Origin of the sequence: Micromonospora sp. RHAY321 (assembly GCF_023896955.1) — a bacterium.
GTDB lineage: Bacteria > Actinomycetota > Actinomycetes > Mycobacteriales > Micromonosporaceae > Micromonospora.
Genome location: NZ_JAMHIW010000001.1, coordinates 362,285 through 376,557, shown reverse-complemented (window position 1 = coordinate 376,557; position 14,273 = coordinate 362,285). Strand labels below are relative to the sequence as shown.

The 14,273-nt window shown below is 70.8% G+C and carries 14 protein-coding genes and 2 pseudogenes; 11 read left to right on the top strand and 5 right to left on the bottom strand.

The features are described from left to right. Positions 1-477 precede the first annotated feature (477 nt). The gene (locus M8C17_RS01765) at positions 478-2,448 is read right to left on the bottom strand and encodes a potassium transporter Kup (protein ID WP_252414366.1); all 1,971 of its coding nucleotides are present in this window, start codon (positions 2,446-2,448) and stop codon (positions 478-480) included. Between the two features lie 86 nt (positions 2,449-2,534). Here M8C17_RS01765 and M8C17_RS01760 point away from each other — a divergent pair. Both M8C17_RS01760 and M8C17_RS01755 read left to right on the top strand, forming a co-directional pair. Then, positions 2,535-2,722, top strand: a pseudogene (locus tag M8C17_RS01760) (MerR family transcriptional regulator); the annotation flags it as partial. A gap of 245 nt (positions 2,723-2,967) precedes the next feature. Beyond that, the gene (locus M8C17_RS01755) at positions 2,968-4,167 is read left to right on the top strand and encodes a low temperature requirement protein A (protein ID WP_252414365.1); all 1,200 of its coding nucleotides are present in this window, start codon (positions 2,968-2,970) and stop codon (positions 4,165-4,167) included. A gap of 128 nt (positions 4,168-4,295) precedes the next feature. Here the strand turns inward: M8C17_RS01755 and M8C17_RS01750 are convergent, their stop codons facing one another. After that, positions 4,296-4,481: an SRPBCC domain-containing protein gene (locus M8C17_RS01750; protein WP_256481923.1), complete on the bottom strand. Its 186-nt coding sequence runs from the start codon at positions 4,479-4,481 to the stop codon at positions 4,296-4,298. Between the two features lie 95 nt (positions 4,482-4,576). Here M8C17_RS01750 and M8C17_RS01745 point away from each other — a divergent pair, with 95 nt between their 5' ends. Further along, positions 4,577-5,200 carry a DinB family protein gene (locus M8C17_RS01745; protein WP_252414362.1) on the top strand — a complete coding sequence of 208 codons (624 nt, stop codon included), beginning with the start codon at positions 4,577-4,579 and terminating at the stop codon, positions 5,198-5,200. A 28-nt stretch (positions 5,201-5,228) separates the two neighbouring features. Continuing rightward, positions 5,229-5,634 (top strand): annotated as a pseudogene (locus M8C17_RS01740) (phospho-N-acetylmuramoyl-pentapeptide-transferase); the annotation flags it as partial. Positions 5,635-5,917: 283 nt separating this feature from the next. Here the strand turns inward: M8C17_RS01740 and M8C17_RS01735 are convergent. After that, complete coding sequence (locus M8C17_RS01735; RefSeq protein ID WP_252414361.1) at positions 5,918-7,714, bottom strand: hypothetical protein; 1,797 nt, start codon at positions 7,712-7,714, stop codon at positions 5,918-5,920. 286 nt (positions 7,715-8,000) lie between these two features. Between M8C17_RS01735 and M8C17_RS01730 the strand changes: the two genes are divergently transcribed. Beyond that, the gene (locus M8C17_RS01730; RefSeq protein WP_256481922.1) at positions 8,001-8,201 is read left to right on the top strand and encodes an extracellular solute-binding protein; all 201 of its coding nucleotides are present in this window, start codon (positions 8,001-8,003) and stop codon (positions 8,199-8,201) included. Positions 8,202-8,522: 321 nt separating this feature from the next. Here the strand turns inward: M8C17_RS01730 and M8C17_RS01725 are convergent, their stop codons facing one another. Further along, a complete protein-coding gene (locus M8C17_RS01725) occupies positions 8,523-9,161 on the bottom strand; it encodes an HD domain-containing protein (protein ID WP_252414359.1) in 639 nt (212 codons plus the stop codon). 146 nt (positions 9,162-9,307) lie between these two features. On the opposite strand from M8C17_RS01725, the gene M8C17_RS01720 reads away from it, so the two are divergent. Further along, on the top strand, positions 9,308-10,279 hold the full coding sequence (locus tag M8C17_RS01720) for a GlxA family transcriptional regulator (protein WP_252414358.1): 972 nt from the start codon (positions 9,308-9,310) through the stop codon (positions 10,277-10,279). Here the strand turns inward: M8C17_RS01720 and M8C17_RS01715 are convergent. Next, on the bottom strand, positions 10,240-10,653 hold the full coding sequence (locus M8C17_RS01715) for an alpha-L-rhamnosidase C-terminal domain-containing protein (RefSeq protein ID WP_252414357.1): 414 nt from the start codon (positions 10,651-10,653) through the stop codon (positions 10,240-10,242). The genes M8C17_RS01720 and M8C17_RS01715 overlap by 40 nt on opposite strands. Positions 10,654-11,078: 425 nt before the next feature. Here M8C17_RS01715 and M8C17_RS01710 point away from each other — a divergent pair, with 425 nt between their 5' ends. Genes M8C17_RS01710 through M8C17_RS01690 form a run of 5 tightly spaced genes read left to right on the top strand, consistent with a single transcriptional unit; the run spans position 11,079 to position 14,252 of the window. Then, positions 11,079-11,273 carry a lactonase family protein gene (locus M8C17_RS01710; protein WP_252414356.1) on the top strand — a complete coding sequence of 65 codons (195 nt, stop codon included), beginning with the start codon at positions 11,079-11,081 and terminating at the stop codon, positions 11,271-11,273. A 48-nt stretch (positions 11,274-11,321) separates the two neighbouring features. Beyond that, entirely contained in the window at positions 11,322-11,873 is a 552-nt protein-coding gene (locus M8C17_RS01705; RefSeq protein WP_252414355.1) for an RNA polymerase sigma factor, read from the top strand. Beyond that, positions 11,870-12,748, top strand: coding sequence for a zf-HC2 domain-containing protein (locus M8C17_RS01700; RefSeq protein WP_252414354.1), 879 nt, complete (start codon positions 11,870-11,872; stop codon positions 12,746-12,748). The genes M8C17_RS01705 and M8C17_RS01700 overlap by 4 nt, the downstream gene beginning before the upstream one ends. After that, positions 12,745-13,440 (top strand): hypothetical protein, encoded by a 696-nt coding sequence (locus M8C17_RS01695; protein ID WP_252414353.1) that lies wholly within the window; start codon positions 12,745-12,747, stop codon positions 13,438-13,440. The genes M8C17_RS01700 and M8C17_RS01695 overlap by 4 nt, the downstream gene beginning before the upstream one ends. Continuing rightward, positions 13,437-14,252: a hypothetical protein gene (locus M8C17_RS01690; protein ID WP_252414352.1), complete on the top strand. Its 816-nt coding sequence runs from the start codon at positions 13,437-13,439 to the stop codon at positions 14,250-14,252. Before M8C17_RS01695 ends, M8C17_RS01690 begins: the two co-directional genes overlap by 4 nt. The last annotated feature ends 21 nt before the right edge of the window (positions 14,253-14,273 follow it).

The following is a 14,273-nucleotide window of genomic DNA, read 5'->3' as shown; positions in this document are numbered from 1 at the left end:
CGTCCGACGGTAAGGCGTCGGATACAGCGGCTTCGCTAAGGGAACTATTAGTTTCGGTTAAGAAGCCGGCCGATGCCCCGACAGCGGGCAGAGGTACGTCAGATGGGGCCGTTCCCCTCGCTGACCGACCCCCGGGTAGGCGTGGTGCCGTCTCCGGCACCACCTCGACCTCCGTCACCCCGCACCCGGGTCGGTGGTGCCGGCCGTGATCACGCTCGCACCCCAAAGAGAGCAGGGGCGACGTTCCGGCGAGGACCGATCCTCGTTGAGCGCGGGCTCCAGGACCGTCTTGGTCAACCCACCTGTCGTCCGGGAGATCATCCGCAAGGTGGAACCCGACCCTGCTCACCGGCCCGGGCATCCAGGTCGGTGGCGGAAGCACCGACCATGCCAGCCCGGCCCCGAGGATCTGAGACGACGGCTTCGACGGGATGACCTGTTGATTGGGTGTCATTAGGGCTCGTGCCGAGGCGGAGTCTAGACGGGGACTTCGGCGCTGAGGACGATGGTGAGTTCCTCAGGCAGGTGCAGGAACTCGGCGTGGCTGGCGGCGTTGTGGGCGAGGGCGATGAACAGCCGTTTACGCCAGGTGGCCATTCCCGGGCTCCGGGTGCAGCGCAGCGTGATCCGCGAGACGAAGTAGGAGACCTGTCCGCTGTCGATTCCTTCGGCGAGGGGGTGGGTGGCGCAGCGGCGCAGGACCTCGGGGAAGTCGGTGGGGTCCTGGAAGCCGAAGACGGCGGTGATGTGGATGATGCCGTCGTCTGGGTTGCCGAGATCGTCGATGGTCAGGCGCTGGTCCCAAGGGATATGGGGGACGTTGGCGGTGTTACCGGTGACGATGAGGATCTTCTCGTGGCGTACGTGGTTGTGCGCGACGTTCGCCCGCAGCGCCAGGGGAGTGGTTTCCTTGTTCGGGTGGGGGAACACGGCGGTGCCCGGCACCCGCGGCGTGTTGGCGGCGTGCAGGTCGTCGATGAAGTCGCGCAGGGGGCCTTCGCGCTCGATCCGCCGGGCGGTGACCAGTTTGGCTCCGCGCCGCCAGGTCAGCAGGAGCGTGAACAGGACGATCGCAATGAGCAGCGTCAGCCAACCGCCGTGGGTGACCTTGGCGAGGTTCGCGGTGAAGAAGGTCAGCTCGAGGCTGCCGAAGATGACCCCGAACAGCACCAGTCGCCGGAAGGGCCAGTGCCACTGGACCCGCGCGACGACGAGGAACAGGGTCGTGGTGATCAGGAATGTGCCGGTGACTGCTACCCCGTACGCGGCGGCGAGGTTCGTGGACGAGCCGAACGCGAACACCACCAGCAGGACTGCCGCGAACAGTGCCCAGTTCACCCCGGGGGCGTAGATCTGCCCGTACTGGTGGGCGGAGGTCTGCCGGATGCGCAGTCGCGGCAGGAAGCCCAGCCGCATGGCCTCCCGGGACACCGAGAACGCTCCGGAGATCACCGACTGGGACGCGATGACAGTGGCCACGGTGGCCAGGACGACCATCGGCAGTTGCGCCCAGTCTGGTAGGAGCAGGAAGAATGGGTTCTCCCGGCTGGCGGGTGCGCGCAGGATCAACGCGCCCTGGCCGAGGTAGTTCAACGTCAGGGCGGGAAACACGATCGCGAACCAGGCCCGGCGGATCGGGGCGCGACCGAAGTGTCCCATGTCGGCGTAGAGCGCCTCCGCGCCGGTGATCGCCAGCACCACGGCCCCCATCGCGATGAACGCGACGACGGGGTGGTCCACGAAGAACAGCACCGCGTAGCTGGGGGACAGCCCGGCCAGCACACCCGGATGACGGATTACCTCGGCCGCGCCGGCGACGCCCAAACTGGCGAACCAGAGCAGCATGATCGGCCCGAACACCGCCCCGACCCGTCCGGTGCCCCAACGCTGGATGGCGAACAGCAGGGTGAGGATCACCGCGGACACCGGGAGCACCACCACCGCCCACGCCGGTGAGATGACCTCAAGGCCCTCCACCGCGGAGAGCACCGAGATCGCCGGAGTGATCACGCTGTCGCCGTAGAACAGCGCAGCACCCAGAGCCCCCAGCGCCAGCACCGTGGCGGCGCGCCTTTCGCTGCCCTTGACCAGCACTCTCCCGGCAAGCGCGGCCAAGGCCATCACCCCGCCCTCGCCCTCGTTGTCGGCCCGCAGAATGAAGATGACGTACTTGACCGACACGATCAGGATGATCGACCAGAACACCAGCGAGATCACGCCGAACACGTCCGGCGCGGTCGGCACCAGACCACGGTCGAGGGTGAACACCGTCTTCAGCGCGTACAGCGGGCTTGTTCCGATATCGCCATACACCACGCCCAACGCGCCCAGGGTCAGCCCGAGCCGCGCCGTCCGACGGCCCGCGGGCGCTGTCCGGGACGCCGGCCCGCCACTCTTCGCCGGCCCCTGGTTCAGGCTGGGTTGTTCGTCGTCCGCTAGCTCCGCCACCCCACAGGCATACCAACCCAAACGCAACCGCCTAGGCGGTATGTCGCAATCGCGCCCGACGGGCCATCTTCGTGCAGGCTGAAGCCATACTGACCATCAGACAGCTGGCCTCCTACGCCGGGGTGACCATTCGCGCGGTGCGGCACTACCAGCAGATCGGGCTGCTGCGGGAGCCTGGCGTGACGCCTCCGGCTACCGCAGCTACGACGCCGCAGCCGTCGTGCGACTCACCCGGATCCGGAGCCTCGCCGAGGCGGGGGTCCCGCTGGCGCGGTCAGCGAGCTCCTCGACGCCGTCGTCGCCCGCGGCGTGTCAGCCCTGCGTGGAACCCGCATAGCACGTCGGTCAGATGGCCGTTGCCTTTAATCAGAGAGGACAGGGCTCGGCGTGGTGGCAGCCCTCGTCGGCCGTCAGGGCTCTAGTCATTAGGGTGCGTCTTATCCGTGGGCGGCGCGGCGACGTGGTACGACTGCGTCAGCGAAAGCCGACGAAGCGGGCGGGCCGGTGACGACGAATAGAGTGGCCAATCTGCTGCGCAGGCGTGAGAGTCCGCAGCGGCCGACCTTCCTGGAACTGTTCTTCGATCTCGTGTACGTCTTCGCGCTCACCCGGATCGTGCACGAGTTGGTGCTGGACTACACCAGGGGTCACGTCGCGGAGAGGTTGACCACTTCCCTTGCGGAGAACGGCGAGACTCTGCTGCTGCTCCTGGCTGTCTGGTGGATCTGGACCCAGACGGCATGGATGACCAGCAGGTTCGATCCGTTCCAGCCGGCGATCCAGTTCGTTGTCCTCGCGACGATGCTTGGGAGCCTGTTCCTGGCGGTCGCGATATCGGGGGCTCTCGCCGAGACTGGCCTGCTCTTCGCGAGCACGTACGTCGCGATCCAGGTGGGCCGCACCCTCTTCTTCGTACTCATCGTGCGGGGTCATGATCTGCGTCGCATCAACATGCTGGCGCTCGTCTGGTTCGGCGCGTCTGCCGTGCCGTGGCTCGCCGGAGCCTTCGCACCCGAGGTGACGCGCAATACACTGTGGACGTTGGCCCTGGTGATCGACTACCTGGGGGGCAGACTCGGCTGGCCGGTACCGGGGCTGGGTCGCTCGCAGGTGTCCCCGTGGGCCGTCGCGGGCGAGCACCTGGCCGAACGCTACTGGCAGCTCGTCATCGTCGCGCTTGGTGAGACGATTCTGACCTCCGGGTCGAGTCTTCTACGCGGTCCGATCGTGGCTGAACGAACATTGGCCCTTACATTGTCGTTCCTCACCACGGTGTTGCTGTGGCGGATCTACTTCTACCGAGCCGGCCAGATCTTGGGCGAGGCTATCGCGGCATCCACCGACCCCGGCCGGCTCGGTCGGTCGGCCGAGTTCTCACACCTGCTCATGGTGGCCGGCATCCTCGCAACCTCAGCCGGCTCCGAAATCGTCCTCATAAATCCGACCGGAGACGCCAAACCCGCCTGGGTCGGCGCCATCCTCGGCGGGCCCGCGCTCTACCTCGCCGGGCGCTCAGTATTCGAGTATGTGGCCTTCGCCCGGGTGTCCCGGCCACGGCCGATCGGGATCCTCGTCCTCGCTGCCATGGCGCCGGTGATGGTCGGCCTGCCGCCACTCGGGGTCGCTGCAGCAGCTGTCGCCGTCCTGCTCGGCGTCGCCGTCTCCGACACGATCCGAGCCCACGGACGCCCACTAGAGCAGGCCTCGCCGCCACGCTGACGCGTGCCCGTACCTCACAATCAGAGTCGATCTAGGGCAAATTCAGGTCGGCGGCTGTCCCCCGAGCGTTCCGTAGCTCCGTGCACCGGTCCTGGCGGCGGTTCTACGCCGCCAGCCGGTGTCCGCGGTCAGCGGGCCTTCATGACGTCGACCAACTGGTCCAGGGCCGCGCCCCAACCATCGAGGAAGCCCATCTCCTCGTGCGACTTCTTCGCCGACGCGTCGGCGTGGATCGCGATCGCGGTGTACCTCGTGCCGTCGCCGTCCGGCTCGATCTTGATCACCGCTGTGAACCTCCGGGCCTGGCGCTGCAAGATCGTCGTCGGATTCGGGTCGGCGAGTTACAAACCACGGCGCTGTGAGGTCCAGGGCTGCTCCGCTTGCCGTCGGAATGGCAAGATCGTGCCTCATGATCGATGACTTCGCTAAGGACGATCTGCACGGCCAGCTCAGGCGGACACGTCAGGCGCTGGTCTGGAAGCTCGATGGCGTGTCCGAGTACGACGTCAGGCGTCCTTTGACAGCGACGGGGACCAACCTCCTTGGCCTGGTGAAGCACTTGGCGACCTTGGAGGCCTGGTATTTCGGTGAGGTCTTCGGCCGCCCGTTCCCGGAGCCGCTGGGGCGATGGCAGGACGCGGACGGCAGCGACCTGTGGGTGGCCCCGGGCGAGAGCCGCGAGCAGATCATCGACTTCTATCAGCGTGCCCGGGGGCATGCGGACGCGACGATCGAAGAGCTTCCCATCGACGCGCCGGGCCACGTGCCGTGGTGGTCGCGGCCGGACGTCAAGCTGTTCAACATCATGGTCCACGTCCTTCAGGAGACCGCCCGGCATGCCGGACACGCTGACATCCTGCGGGAGCAGCTCGATGGCCGGACCGGGCTAAGGGCTGAGTACGAGGAGCAGATCGACACGGCGGCCCGGGAGGCGTACTGGGCGAAGATCGAGCGGGCTGCGCTGGAAGCGGCCGGCGGCGCGCATCATGCCGACCTGTCCGGCACGCGTCGCGCGGTGGGGACTGCGCCGTGAGAAATCCGGATCTCGTGGAGGTTCGCCCGTGAGGGCGCTCATCGTCGCGGTCATCATCTCCCTGTTCGGCACGCCGGTGGCGATTCGCGTCTTCACCGCGCTCAAGGCCGGCCAGCCGATCCGATCCATCGGGCTCGCCAGCAACCAGGGCAAGAAGGGCACGCCCTCACGATGGGCGGCGTCGTCTTCATCGTGGCGACCGTCTTCGCCCAGGTCGCCGGGCATATCGCCCTGACCACCCTGCCCGAGCGGCAGATCGCGCAGGAGAGGCCCACCATGACGGCCCTGGTGCTGCTCGGGCTGTTCGTCTTCTGCGGCGCGGTCGGTTTCTTCGACGACTTCCTCAAGCGCGCTGGCGCAACTCCGACGGCCTGAGCGCCAAAGGCAAGCTGCTCGGCCAGGCGATCGTCGGACGCAGCCCTTCGGTGGTGGCGACTGACCGGCTGGCTGGAGTCACCGCCGGACCGACCCACGACATGGAACTCGAATTCTGCCCACCTCCGCTCTCATGGTTGCGGGGCGCACAGGGAGCTCTGGGTCATGGGTGGCGAGCGAAGACGACCCATCCGCGAATCTGGCGAGTAGCATCCCCGGCGAACTGCGGCGGCGGACCCTGACGAGCCTGAGTGCGGGTGCGGGTGCGGCGTGCCGGTGGCGGCGGCTGGTGCATCGGCGGACCTGACACAGCCGCTGCAGCGCCGGCCGGCGGAGTTGGAGTTACCGGCGACGGCTCGCCTGATCCAGCTCGTTGTCCGCCACCGACTTGCCCAGCCGGGTCACCCAGTCGACGAACTCCGCATCCTGCCTCGGCAGCGGCTCGCCATCCACCGCGGTGCCCGCGCCGTCCCTGTCGGCCTGGGACTTGTTGCGCCGGAACAGGCCCAGCCGACCGCTGGCCCGTCCTGCCTGGACGACGGGTGCTGGGGCGGCAGGCGCGGCGCCTGTGGTGTGCGGAGGTCCGGCGCGCTGGGCGGTCGCGAGGGCGTCCCAGTTCGCGGCCTGGTTCAGGTTGGGCAGGGGCGGCCGGAGTCGAGATGGGAGCGCCGGTTCGGGCCTCTCTTGGGTTCCGGCCGAGTGGGTTGCCTCGGCACCTGGAGCAGGCTCGGTCGAGGGCGGCACCCGCCGCGCCGGGACGACCGGCCAGGTCGCCTGCGTCAGCGTCCGGTCGGTCTTGGGCGGCTGGTACATGCGGCGGGTCCCCGGAGCGACGAGTGCCCCGTCGGGTCGGACTCCGTCGGGTTCGGTGTTGTCAGCCTCAGCCTCCGCCGTCCCGGAGCCGTCCCCGGCGGGTCCCGCGGGAAGGTGGGCTGCCGTCGCGGGGACCGGCTCCGATCTCTCCAGGGTGCGGTCGAGGTCAGCCCGTGCGGCGGGTGCGGCCGATGCGGCGGTAACGGCCGGTGCGGCGGTCCGCGTCGCGGAGTCGGCCGGAACGGCGCTGGCATCCCGGCCGCCAGTCGGCCCACCGAAGCCCAGTGGTTCGGCTGCGGTCGAAAGCTGCGCTGCTGTCGCGCCGACGACCGGCCCGGTGCCGGCCAGGTCGACGGGCTCCGGCTCGTCGGTCGTACCACCAGCGGCCAGCGTCATAGTCTGCGCCACGGCGGGGCCGGCGGACCGCGGACGGAGGATGTCGGTCGGCTCGACGGCCCGCGCTTCGGCGGCGCGCTGCAGGATCGGCCAGCGGAACAACGCGGCGGCGGCCGAACCGAGCACACCGGCGGCGACGGCGAGCAGCGCGCTGTAGTACGGCGTGATCTGGTACCGGTCGACGGCGTCGCCGGGACCGGCGGTCAGGTAGACGAACGCGACCAGCACAGTTCCCGCCGCGCCGGTCGCGCCGTTGACCAGCGGCGGATGCCCGCGCCAGCGGGCCAGCGCGCCGGTCGCCGCGCCGATGAGCAGGGCCACCGCCGGCAGAATCAGGATCGCCTGCCGGTGTGCCGCGCCGACGTCGAGCCCGGCCGGCTCCAGCACACCGAGCCGTACGGCGGGCACCGGCCCGGCGGTTGCGAGCGACGGAACGATCGAGACGAGCGCCAGCAGCCAGACCACGCCGCCCATCGCCGCCATGTTCCAGCCCAGCGGCGGCTTCACCAGGACGGCGATCGCGGCACCCGCGCCGACCAGCGCGCCGAGGGTCGCACAGATGGCGACGGCCAACATCGGATCCACAGAGAAGCGCTCGGCGGCCTGAGCCGGCCGGACGCAGAGCGGCGCCACGACGGTGGCGCCCAGCGCGGCAGCGGCGGCGACGGCCACCAATCTGCCCGGGCTGTCCAGCACCCCGTACCGGCGGGCAAGGCGTGCGGTGACGACGGTGCCGGCTACAGCGGCGTGTGCCGCGAACCAGCCCACCCAGACGAGCTGGGCAGGCCACTGGTTGACGGCGGCGTCGGTGGAGGCGCCGGTGAGCTGGACGATGCCGAAGCTGAACGCGATGCCGAGCTGAGCGGCACCGGCGAGCACGCCCATCCCGAGCGCTGTGAGCAATAGGTTACGCCACGTGCGAGAGACCATGTCCGGCAGGTTACGCACCTAATGCTCCGGTTTACACTGGAATGCCAGATTCCACGTCAGACCGTCGTTCCAGCGGTTACTTCGCCCAGAGCCTGTCCGGCCGCTGGCGTCGAGAACCACATACATCCGGCCTGATGCCCGCCCTTGGTGAGGTCACTTGCCGCGGGGGAGGGGACCGTCGTACCGGAATGTCGGCGGATCGACCTCGCCGCCGCAGCGGAGATAGCGGTGTTGCACAGGCGGACTCGGGTGGTCGCGGGCGCCGAAGGTATGCGCCGGCGGCGGGTTGGCGATGCTGGCTGGCCCGCCGAAGCGTAAGGACGCGGCGTTCGAGTTCGTCCGGTTCGCCGCCAAGCCGGAGAACGTCGCGCAGTGGTCAGTCGACACCGGTTACCTGCCGTCCACCAAGGCGGCGCAGCAGACCCCGGAGTTGCAGAAGCTCTTCACCGAGCGGCCCGGTTACACGATTGCCGTTGAGCAGTTGTGAAGACCCAGGCGCAGGACCAGGTCCGGCTGCTGGTGCCGAACACGAACAAGGCCATCTACCCCGGGGTTGCAGAAGTTCGACGCCGACAACCAGCCGGCCTAGCGGGTCTTCTCGGCGGTGGCCGAGGAGCTGCGTAAGAACGCCGAGAGCGTCAAGGACGCGGTCGCCAAGTACAGCTGACCGGCCCGCACGCTGGACCTATGGGAAGCCGGCCCGAGCCGCGAATCGGGCCGGCTCGGGCCGGAAGGCCCCGGCGGTCGCCGAACGTCCGGCACCGGACAGGTCGGCCACCCCGAGCGGACGTTCCCTGCGAGCGGAGCGTCACTCCGGCCAGTCGTTGCGCAGGATGATCTCCACGAAGTCGTCCCGGACGAAGTTCGGGTCGAAGTGGGCGAGCACGTCCGCGTTGACGTTGCCGAACGTCGTCTGCGGGCGGTGCCTGTTGCCCTGGTTGAAGGCGGCCAGGATCTGCCGCTTGAAGTCGGGGCGCGGATGGGCGGCGGTGACCTCCGCGATCCGTTCCGGATCGAGGTCGCGGTAACCGATGCCCAGCACGTCGGTCTCCACTCCCGCGGTGACCAGTGCGATCTCCGGGTCGAGGAACTCTGGCACCCCCGGCGTGGTGTGCAACGCGATGGCCAGCCAGACCTTGCGGGCCTGCGTAGCAGGTCGGCCATGGTCGAGCAGGAACCGCTCGGCGGCGTGTGCTCCATCGACCTCGAACCGCAGGTCGGTGCTGCCGTACCGCTCGGTCAGGCCGAGATCGTGGAACATGGCACCGACGTACAGCAGTTCGAGGTCGGGGCTCAGACCACGCCGCTCACCCTGGAGCGCGCCGAACAGGAACACCCGGCGGCTGTGCCGGAACAACAGGTCGTTGGTGGCTGCCCGGACGAGGTCGGTCGCGGCAGCCACGAGCGGGGTGTCCGGGATGGTGATCCCGGCGATGGTTTCGGTCATGGTGTGCTCATCCTGTTCCTACGGAGGTTCCTACTGGTGCTGAGGTTCGCCACCGATGCTGCCGGGCTAGACTCGGCCGGACCATGTCCAGACGGACAGCCATCCCACAGATGCGGACATCGGATCGGCTGGAGGGAGCGGGTCGGATGAGCCGAGGGCGGTCACACCGCGTCGGCGTGCTCGTCTTCGACGGGGTGCAGCTACTCGACGTCTCCGGACCGGTGGACGTCTTCACCGCGGCTACCCGGCGCGGCGCCGACTATGCGGTGGCCCTGCTCGGCTGGCGGTCGGATTCGGTGCGTACTGCGTCCGGGGTCCGCTTGTCCGCCGACACCACCGTGGCCGAGTCCACGCCGCTGGACACGCTCGTGCTGACCGGAGCCGAAGACCTGACCGCGCTGCCCGACGCCGAGGACCTACGTGCCCGATTGGGTCCACTGATCGGGCCGCCGACCCGGCTCGCCGCGGTCTGCACCGGCGCGTTCGTGCTGGCCCGGACCGGTTGGCTCGCCGGCCACCCGGCCACCACCCACTGGCGGCACGCCGGCCGCCTACAGGCCGAATTCCCGGAGATCGAGGTCCGACCGGACGCCATCCACGTCCGCTCCGACCGGTTCGCCACCAGCGCCGGGGTCACCGCCGGGATCGACCTCGCCCTCGCACTGGTCGAGGAGGACCACGGTGCCGACCTGGCCCGCGAGGTCGCCCGGGAACTCGTGGTGTTCATGCAGCGGCCGGGTGGGCAGTCCCAGTTCTCCGTCCGGCAGGACCTGCCGCCGACCCTCGACCAGCGGCTACGCCGGGTCGCCGACCGGGTCGCCACCGACCCGGCCCGGGCGTACCCGATCGAGGCGATGGCGCACGACGCGACGATGACCCCCCGCCACCTGCGCCGGCTCTTCCAACAGGAGTTCGGGCTCACCCCGGCGCGCTACCTGGAACTTGCCCGGGTCGAGGCGGCCCGCGCGCTGCTGGAGCGGGGCGGCACGGTCACCGAGGCGGCCCGGCGCAGTGGGTTCGGCAGCGACGAAACGCTGCGGCGGGCCTTCACCGCGTCGTACGGCATCCCGCCGTCGGTCTACCAGCGCCGGTTCCGGACCACAACCACCGCCTGGTGATTCCGCAGACCCAGGTCCCGCTGGGTCGGGCCGATCGGGTCGACCCACCGACGCCCAGGCGCTCGGCGGCCGGTCAACCCCGGCGGAACCGGTACGTGCCGGAGCCGACCGTGAAGACCCGCCGAGCCGTCGTCGGCACGGTGGCTGCCGCGTACGCCGTCGGTGCCGGGGGCGGCCACCCCGCCCTCGGGGACGTCCGCCGGATCGGCGTCCGGCACCGACACCTCGGCGATGGTGTTCACCGGCACCGGCACGTCGAGGGCGAACGTCCCGGCGTCAGCGCGCCAGGCGACAACGGCCGGACCCGTACACCGTGGACAGCTCGGCCTCGGCCGGCTGGCTACGGCACTGCACCCGGCCCGCGGGCTGGCCATGAACCTTCTCCTTCGACCTGCGGATAACAGGTGATGGTCCGCAGCTCCGTTGGAAGGTGGCGCATGAATCGACCGGCGCCGGGACCACGTGCTCCGGTGGCAAACCACGTCGCGGCAGCGATTCTCGGCCCACGGCGGCGGGCAGACCACCCCGGTCCGGAGGCCGGGCGACGCCGGCCGGCCACGCCCACGGCGGCGAACTCTTGCGGCACGCGGATCACCCGAGGTGCTCTTTGCGGCGGCCGGACCGCCGAGCTACGCATTCCGCCGAGCCGGGTAGTGGAGGGCGGCAACCGTGGCGGCACCGTCTCCGTCATCACCGACCTACAGGTCCACCAGGCCAAACCGCACCACCTGGCCGCCTGGATCCGCGGTCACTGGTCCATCGAAACAAGATCCACCGGGTCACCATCACGGTCTTCGAGGTGACGCCGGAACCGCGCCGGATCGCCGAGGTCCGGTGCGGCGACGAGTGGCCGCGTGACCTGGCCGTCGACGCCGGTCGGCTGCACGCGGCCAACCACAACTCGCACAGCGTGGTGACCTTGACGGCCGGCCGCGCACCGGAGCCAACCGGCCCGGTGCTCGAGATCGGCTCGCCCGCGCGCATACTCGTCTGAACCTTCCGCCCCGTCCGCTGCTACCCACCTGGAGTAGGGGGTGAGCGGATGGATCCGGGCAGTGACGAAGTGTTGCTGCGGTCGATCGCGGCCGGTGACGCCGCCGCGCTGTCCCGGCTCTACGAGCGGTACTCCGGCGCGCTCTTCGGCTATCTGCATCGGCTGGCCGGCGACCGGATGACCGCCGAGGAGATCCTGCAGGACACGATGCTCGCGGTCTGGCGGTCGGCCGGCGCCTTCGCGGGGCGGTCGAAGGTGACGACGTGGCTGTTCGGCGTCGCCCGCCGCCAGGCGCACAACCGGTTACGCGGCCGGTCCGCGCCCGAGCCCGCCGGCGCCAACCTGCCCGACCGGCCCGATCAGGGCGCCGGCCCGGAGGACCTCGCGATCGCGGCGGCCGGCGGGACCCCGGTGGCCGCCGCCATCAACCTGCTCCCCGCGCATCACCGGGACGTGATCGCGCTGGTGTTCGTGGCCGGCCTGCCACTCGCCGACGTCGCCGAGGTGCTCGCGATCCCGGTCGGCACGGTCAAGAGCCGGCTGTATCACGCTCGGGCCGCCGTCGCCGCGGCGCTCACCGCTCAGGAGGTGCCCGAATGAAGGACCTGTTGCCCGCGTACGCCGCCGGCTCGCTCTCCGGACCGGACCGCGACCGGGTCCGCGCGCATCTCGCCGACTGCCCGCGCTGCCGCGCCGACCTGGCTTCCTGGCAGGCTATCGCGGTGGCCGCCGCGCCGGCCGCGGCGCCGCCGGACCCGGCGTCGCTGGTGCGGACGGTGCTGAGCCGCAGCACCATCGAACCCATCGTCCGCCGGCCCCCGCGGCGGGTGCGGCACCTCGTCGCGCTGGTCGCGGCCGAGGCGCGGCTGATCCGGCCGGCCGCGCCGATCGCCTCGGCGCTGGTGATGGCCCTCGGCGCGGGACTCGTGCTCCTGCGGACCACGGCCGGCGCGGACCTGATGCTCTCCCTGATCGCGCCTATCGTCGCCGCCGCGGGCGTCGCGGGCACCTACCGTTCCCGCCGCGACCCGGCCGCCGAGCTGCTCGCCGCCACACCCACCTCCGGCCGGCTGCTGCTGCTCGTCCGCATCGCGCTGGTGTTCGGCTACGACCTGGTGCTCGCCCTGGGCGCCTCCGCGGTGCTGACCGCCACCGGCGCGGCGGGCGCGGACGGCCTGAACGAGCTCGTCGGCGCCTGGCTCGGGCCGATGGCGCTGCTGTCCTCGATCAGCCTGTTGATCGCCGTCTTCCTCGGGCCGGACGCGGCGCTGGGCGCGGCCGTCGGGTTGTGGGCGGTGCGGGTGCTGGCGGGCGGCGTGCTGATCCCCGACGACTGGCTGGCCTGGTCCATCATCGGGGTCTGGTCGACGAACGCGCCGGTGCTCGTGGCCAGCGCCGTCCTCGCGACCGTCGCGGTGGCGATTTCCGGCCGCGGTGAACCTCACGGCGGCGGACGCGCTACCCACCCGATGTGAGACCACTGACCCTCTGGCGGTACGAGATGCGCAGGGCGGGCTGGGCGGCCTTCCTCGGCCCGCCCATCGCCCTCGTCCTCGGCATCATGGCCGCGCTCGCGAATCCGCAACCGAGCGACCCGACCACCGCCCGCATCCTGCTCGGCGCCCTGGAGATGGCGATACCGCTCGCCGCCGCGGTCGCCTGTTCCTCCCTCGTCGGCCGGGATCCGGCCCGCGAGCTCCAGCTCGCCTCGCCGACGCCGTACCGCGTCACGCTGCTGCGCCGGATGATCGTGACGCTCGGCTGGACCGCGGCGGTCGCCGTGCCGGCGGCGGTCGTGCTGATCGCGACGGGCTGGTGGGCCCGCTGGCCGGAGAACCACGGCGCGTTCGCCGGTCAGCTCACCTGGCTGGCGCCGACCGTGGGCCTGAGCGGCCTGGCCTTCGCCGCGGGCGCCGTCTTCCGCAGCCCGGGCGCGGCCGGCGCGCTGGTCACCTCGGTGTGGGCGATCCAGCAGTTCTTTGCCGGCTCGGCGCAGGCGCACCTGCCGGGCCGGCTGCTCTACCTGTTCGCGACGACCCGGGGCGCGGCGCCCGGCGACTGGACCGCGAACCGCCTGACGTTGCTCGGCGCGGGCGCCGCGCTCATCGTGTTCGCCCTGGTCCTGCTGGGCCGCTCGGAACGCCTCATCGGCGAGGAGGACGAATGACCACCTTTGTTGCCAGCCTGCGGTACGAGTTCCGGATGCAGGTCCGCAAGCGGACGGTGTGGATCGTGCCGGCGCTGACCCTGGTGCTGTTCGTGCTGATCGGGGGCAGCCTGCTGCGGGATCTGTTCGATCCGGGCGAACGGCCGGTCGATCCGCGGACCGCCGTGGTCGGCCTGGCGGTCCAGCTCCACGCGCTGCTGTCGATCGGGTTCGGCTGCCTGCTCGCCGACCGGCTGATCCGCGACGACCGGCTGCGGGTGGCGTCGATCCTGGACGCGACGCCCGCCTCGCCGAGGGCGCGCCTGCTCGGCAAGTACGTGGGCGCCGGCGCCGCGACGGCCATCCCGGTCGCGGTGGCGTACTTCGGCTTCGCCGCGGCGTACGCGGTGGACACCGGGGAGCCCCGGGCGCTGGGCTGGGCGCTGGCCGCCTTCGGGGCGGTGTTCGTCCCCGGCCTGCTGTTCGTGGCCGCCTTCGCGCTGGCCGCGCCGCTGGTCATGCCTGCGCCGCTGTTCCGTGTCCTGTTCGTCGGCTACTGGCTGTGGGGCAACGTGGTCTCGCCGGACATGATGCCGACGCTCGCGCGGACCCTGGTCCACCCCCTGGGCGGTTATCCGCTCGCCGCGCTGTTCGACTTCCACGGCATCGACGGCCAGGAGGCCTGGGCCGGCCCGATACCCGGCGCGACGCTCAACGCCCTGCGGCCCGACCCGACGCCGGCGCTGGCCTGGCTGTCCATCGCCCTGCTGTTGATCATCGCCGCCGCCGTGCTCGCGGGCGGCCACGCCCTGCGCGCGCGCCGCGTCCGATAACGAGCCTGCGTCCGACAACGA

What these genes read in the sequence shown, in the direction of transcription:
- M8C17_RS01745 (WP_252414362.1), top strand. Translation starts at nt 4,577, where the DNA reads ATGATCGATGACTTCGCTAAGGACGATCTGCACGGCCAGCTCAGGCGG.
- M8C17_RS01735 (WP_252414361.1), bottom strand. Translation starts at nt 7,714, where the DNA reads ATGGTCTCTCGCACGTGGCGTAACCTATTGCTCACAGCGCTCGGGATG.
- M8C17_RS01725 (WP_252414359.1), bottom strand. Translation starts at nt 9,161, where the DNA reads ATGACCGAAACCATCGCCGGGATCACCATCCCGGACACCCCGCTCGTG.
- M8C17_RS01720 (WP_252414358.1), top strand. Translation starts at nt 9,308, where the DNA reads ATGAGCCGAGGGCGGTCACACCGCGTCGGCGTGCTCGTCTTCGACGGG.
- M8C17_RS01715 (WP_252414357.1), bottom strand. Translation starts at nt 10,653, where the DNA reads ATGGCCAGCCCGCGGGCCGGGTGCAGTGCCGTAGCCAGCCGGCCGAGG.
- M8C17_RS01705 (WP_252414355.1), top strand. Translation starts at nt 11,322, where the DNA reads ATGGATCCGGGCAGTGACGAAGTGTTGCTGCGGTCGATCGCGGCCGGT.
- M8C17_RS01700 (WP_252414354.1), top strand. Translation starts at nt 11,870, where the DNA reads ATGAAGGACCTGTTGCCCGCGTACGCCGCCGGCTCGCTCTCCGGACCG.
- M8C17_RS01690 (WP_252414352.1), top strand. Translation starts at nt 13,437, where the DNA reads ATGACCACCTTTGTTGCCAGCCTGCGGTACGAGTTCCGGATGCAGGTC.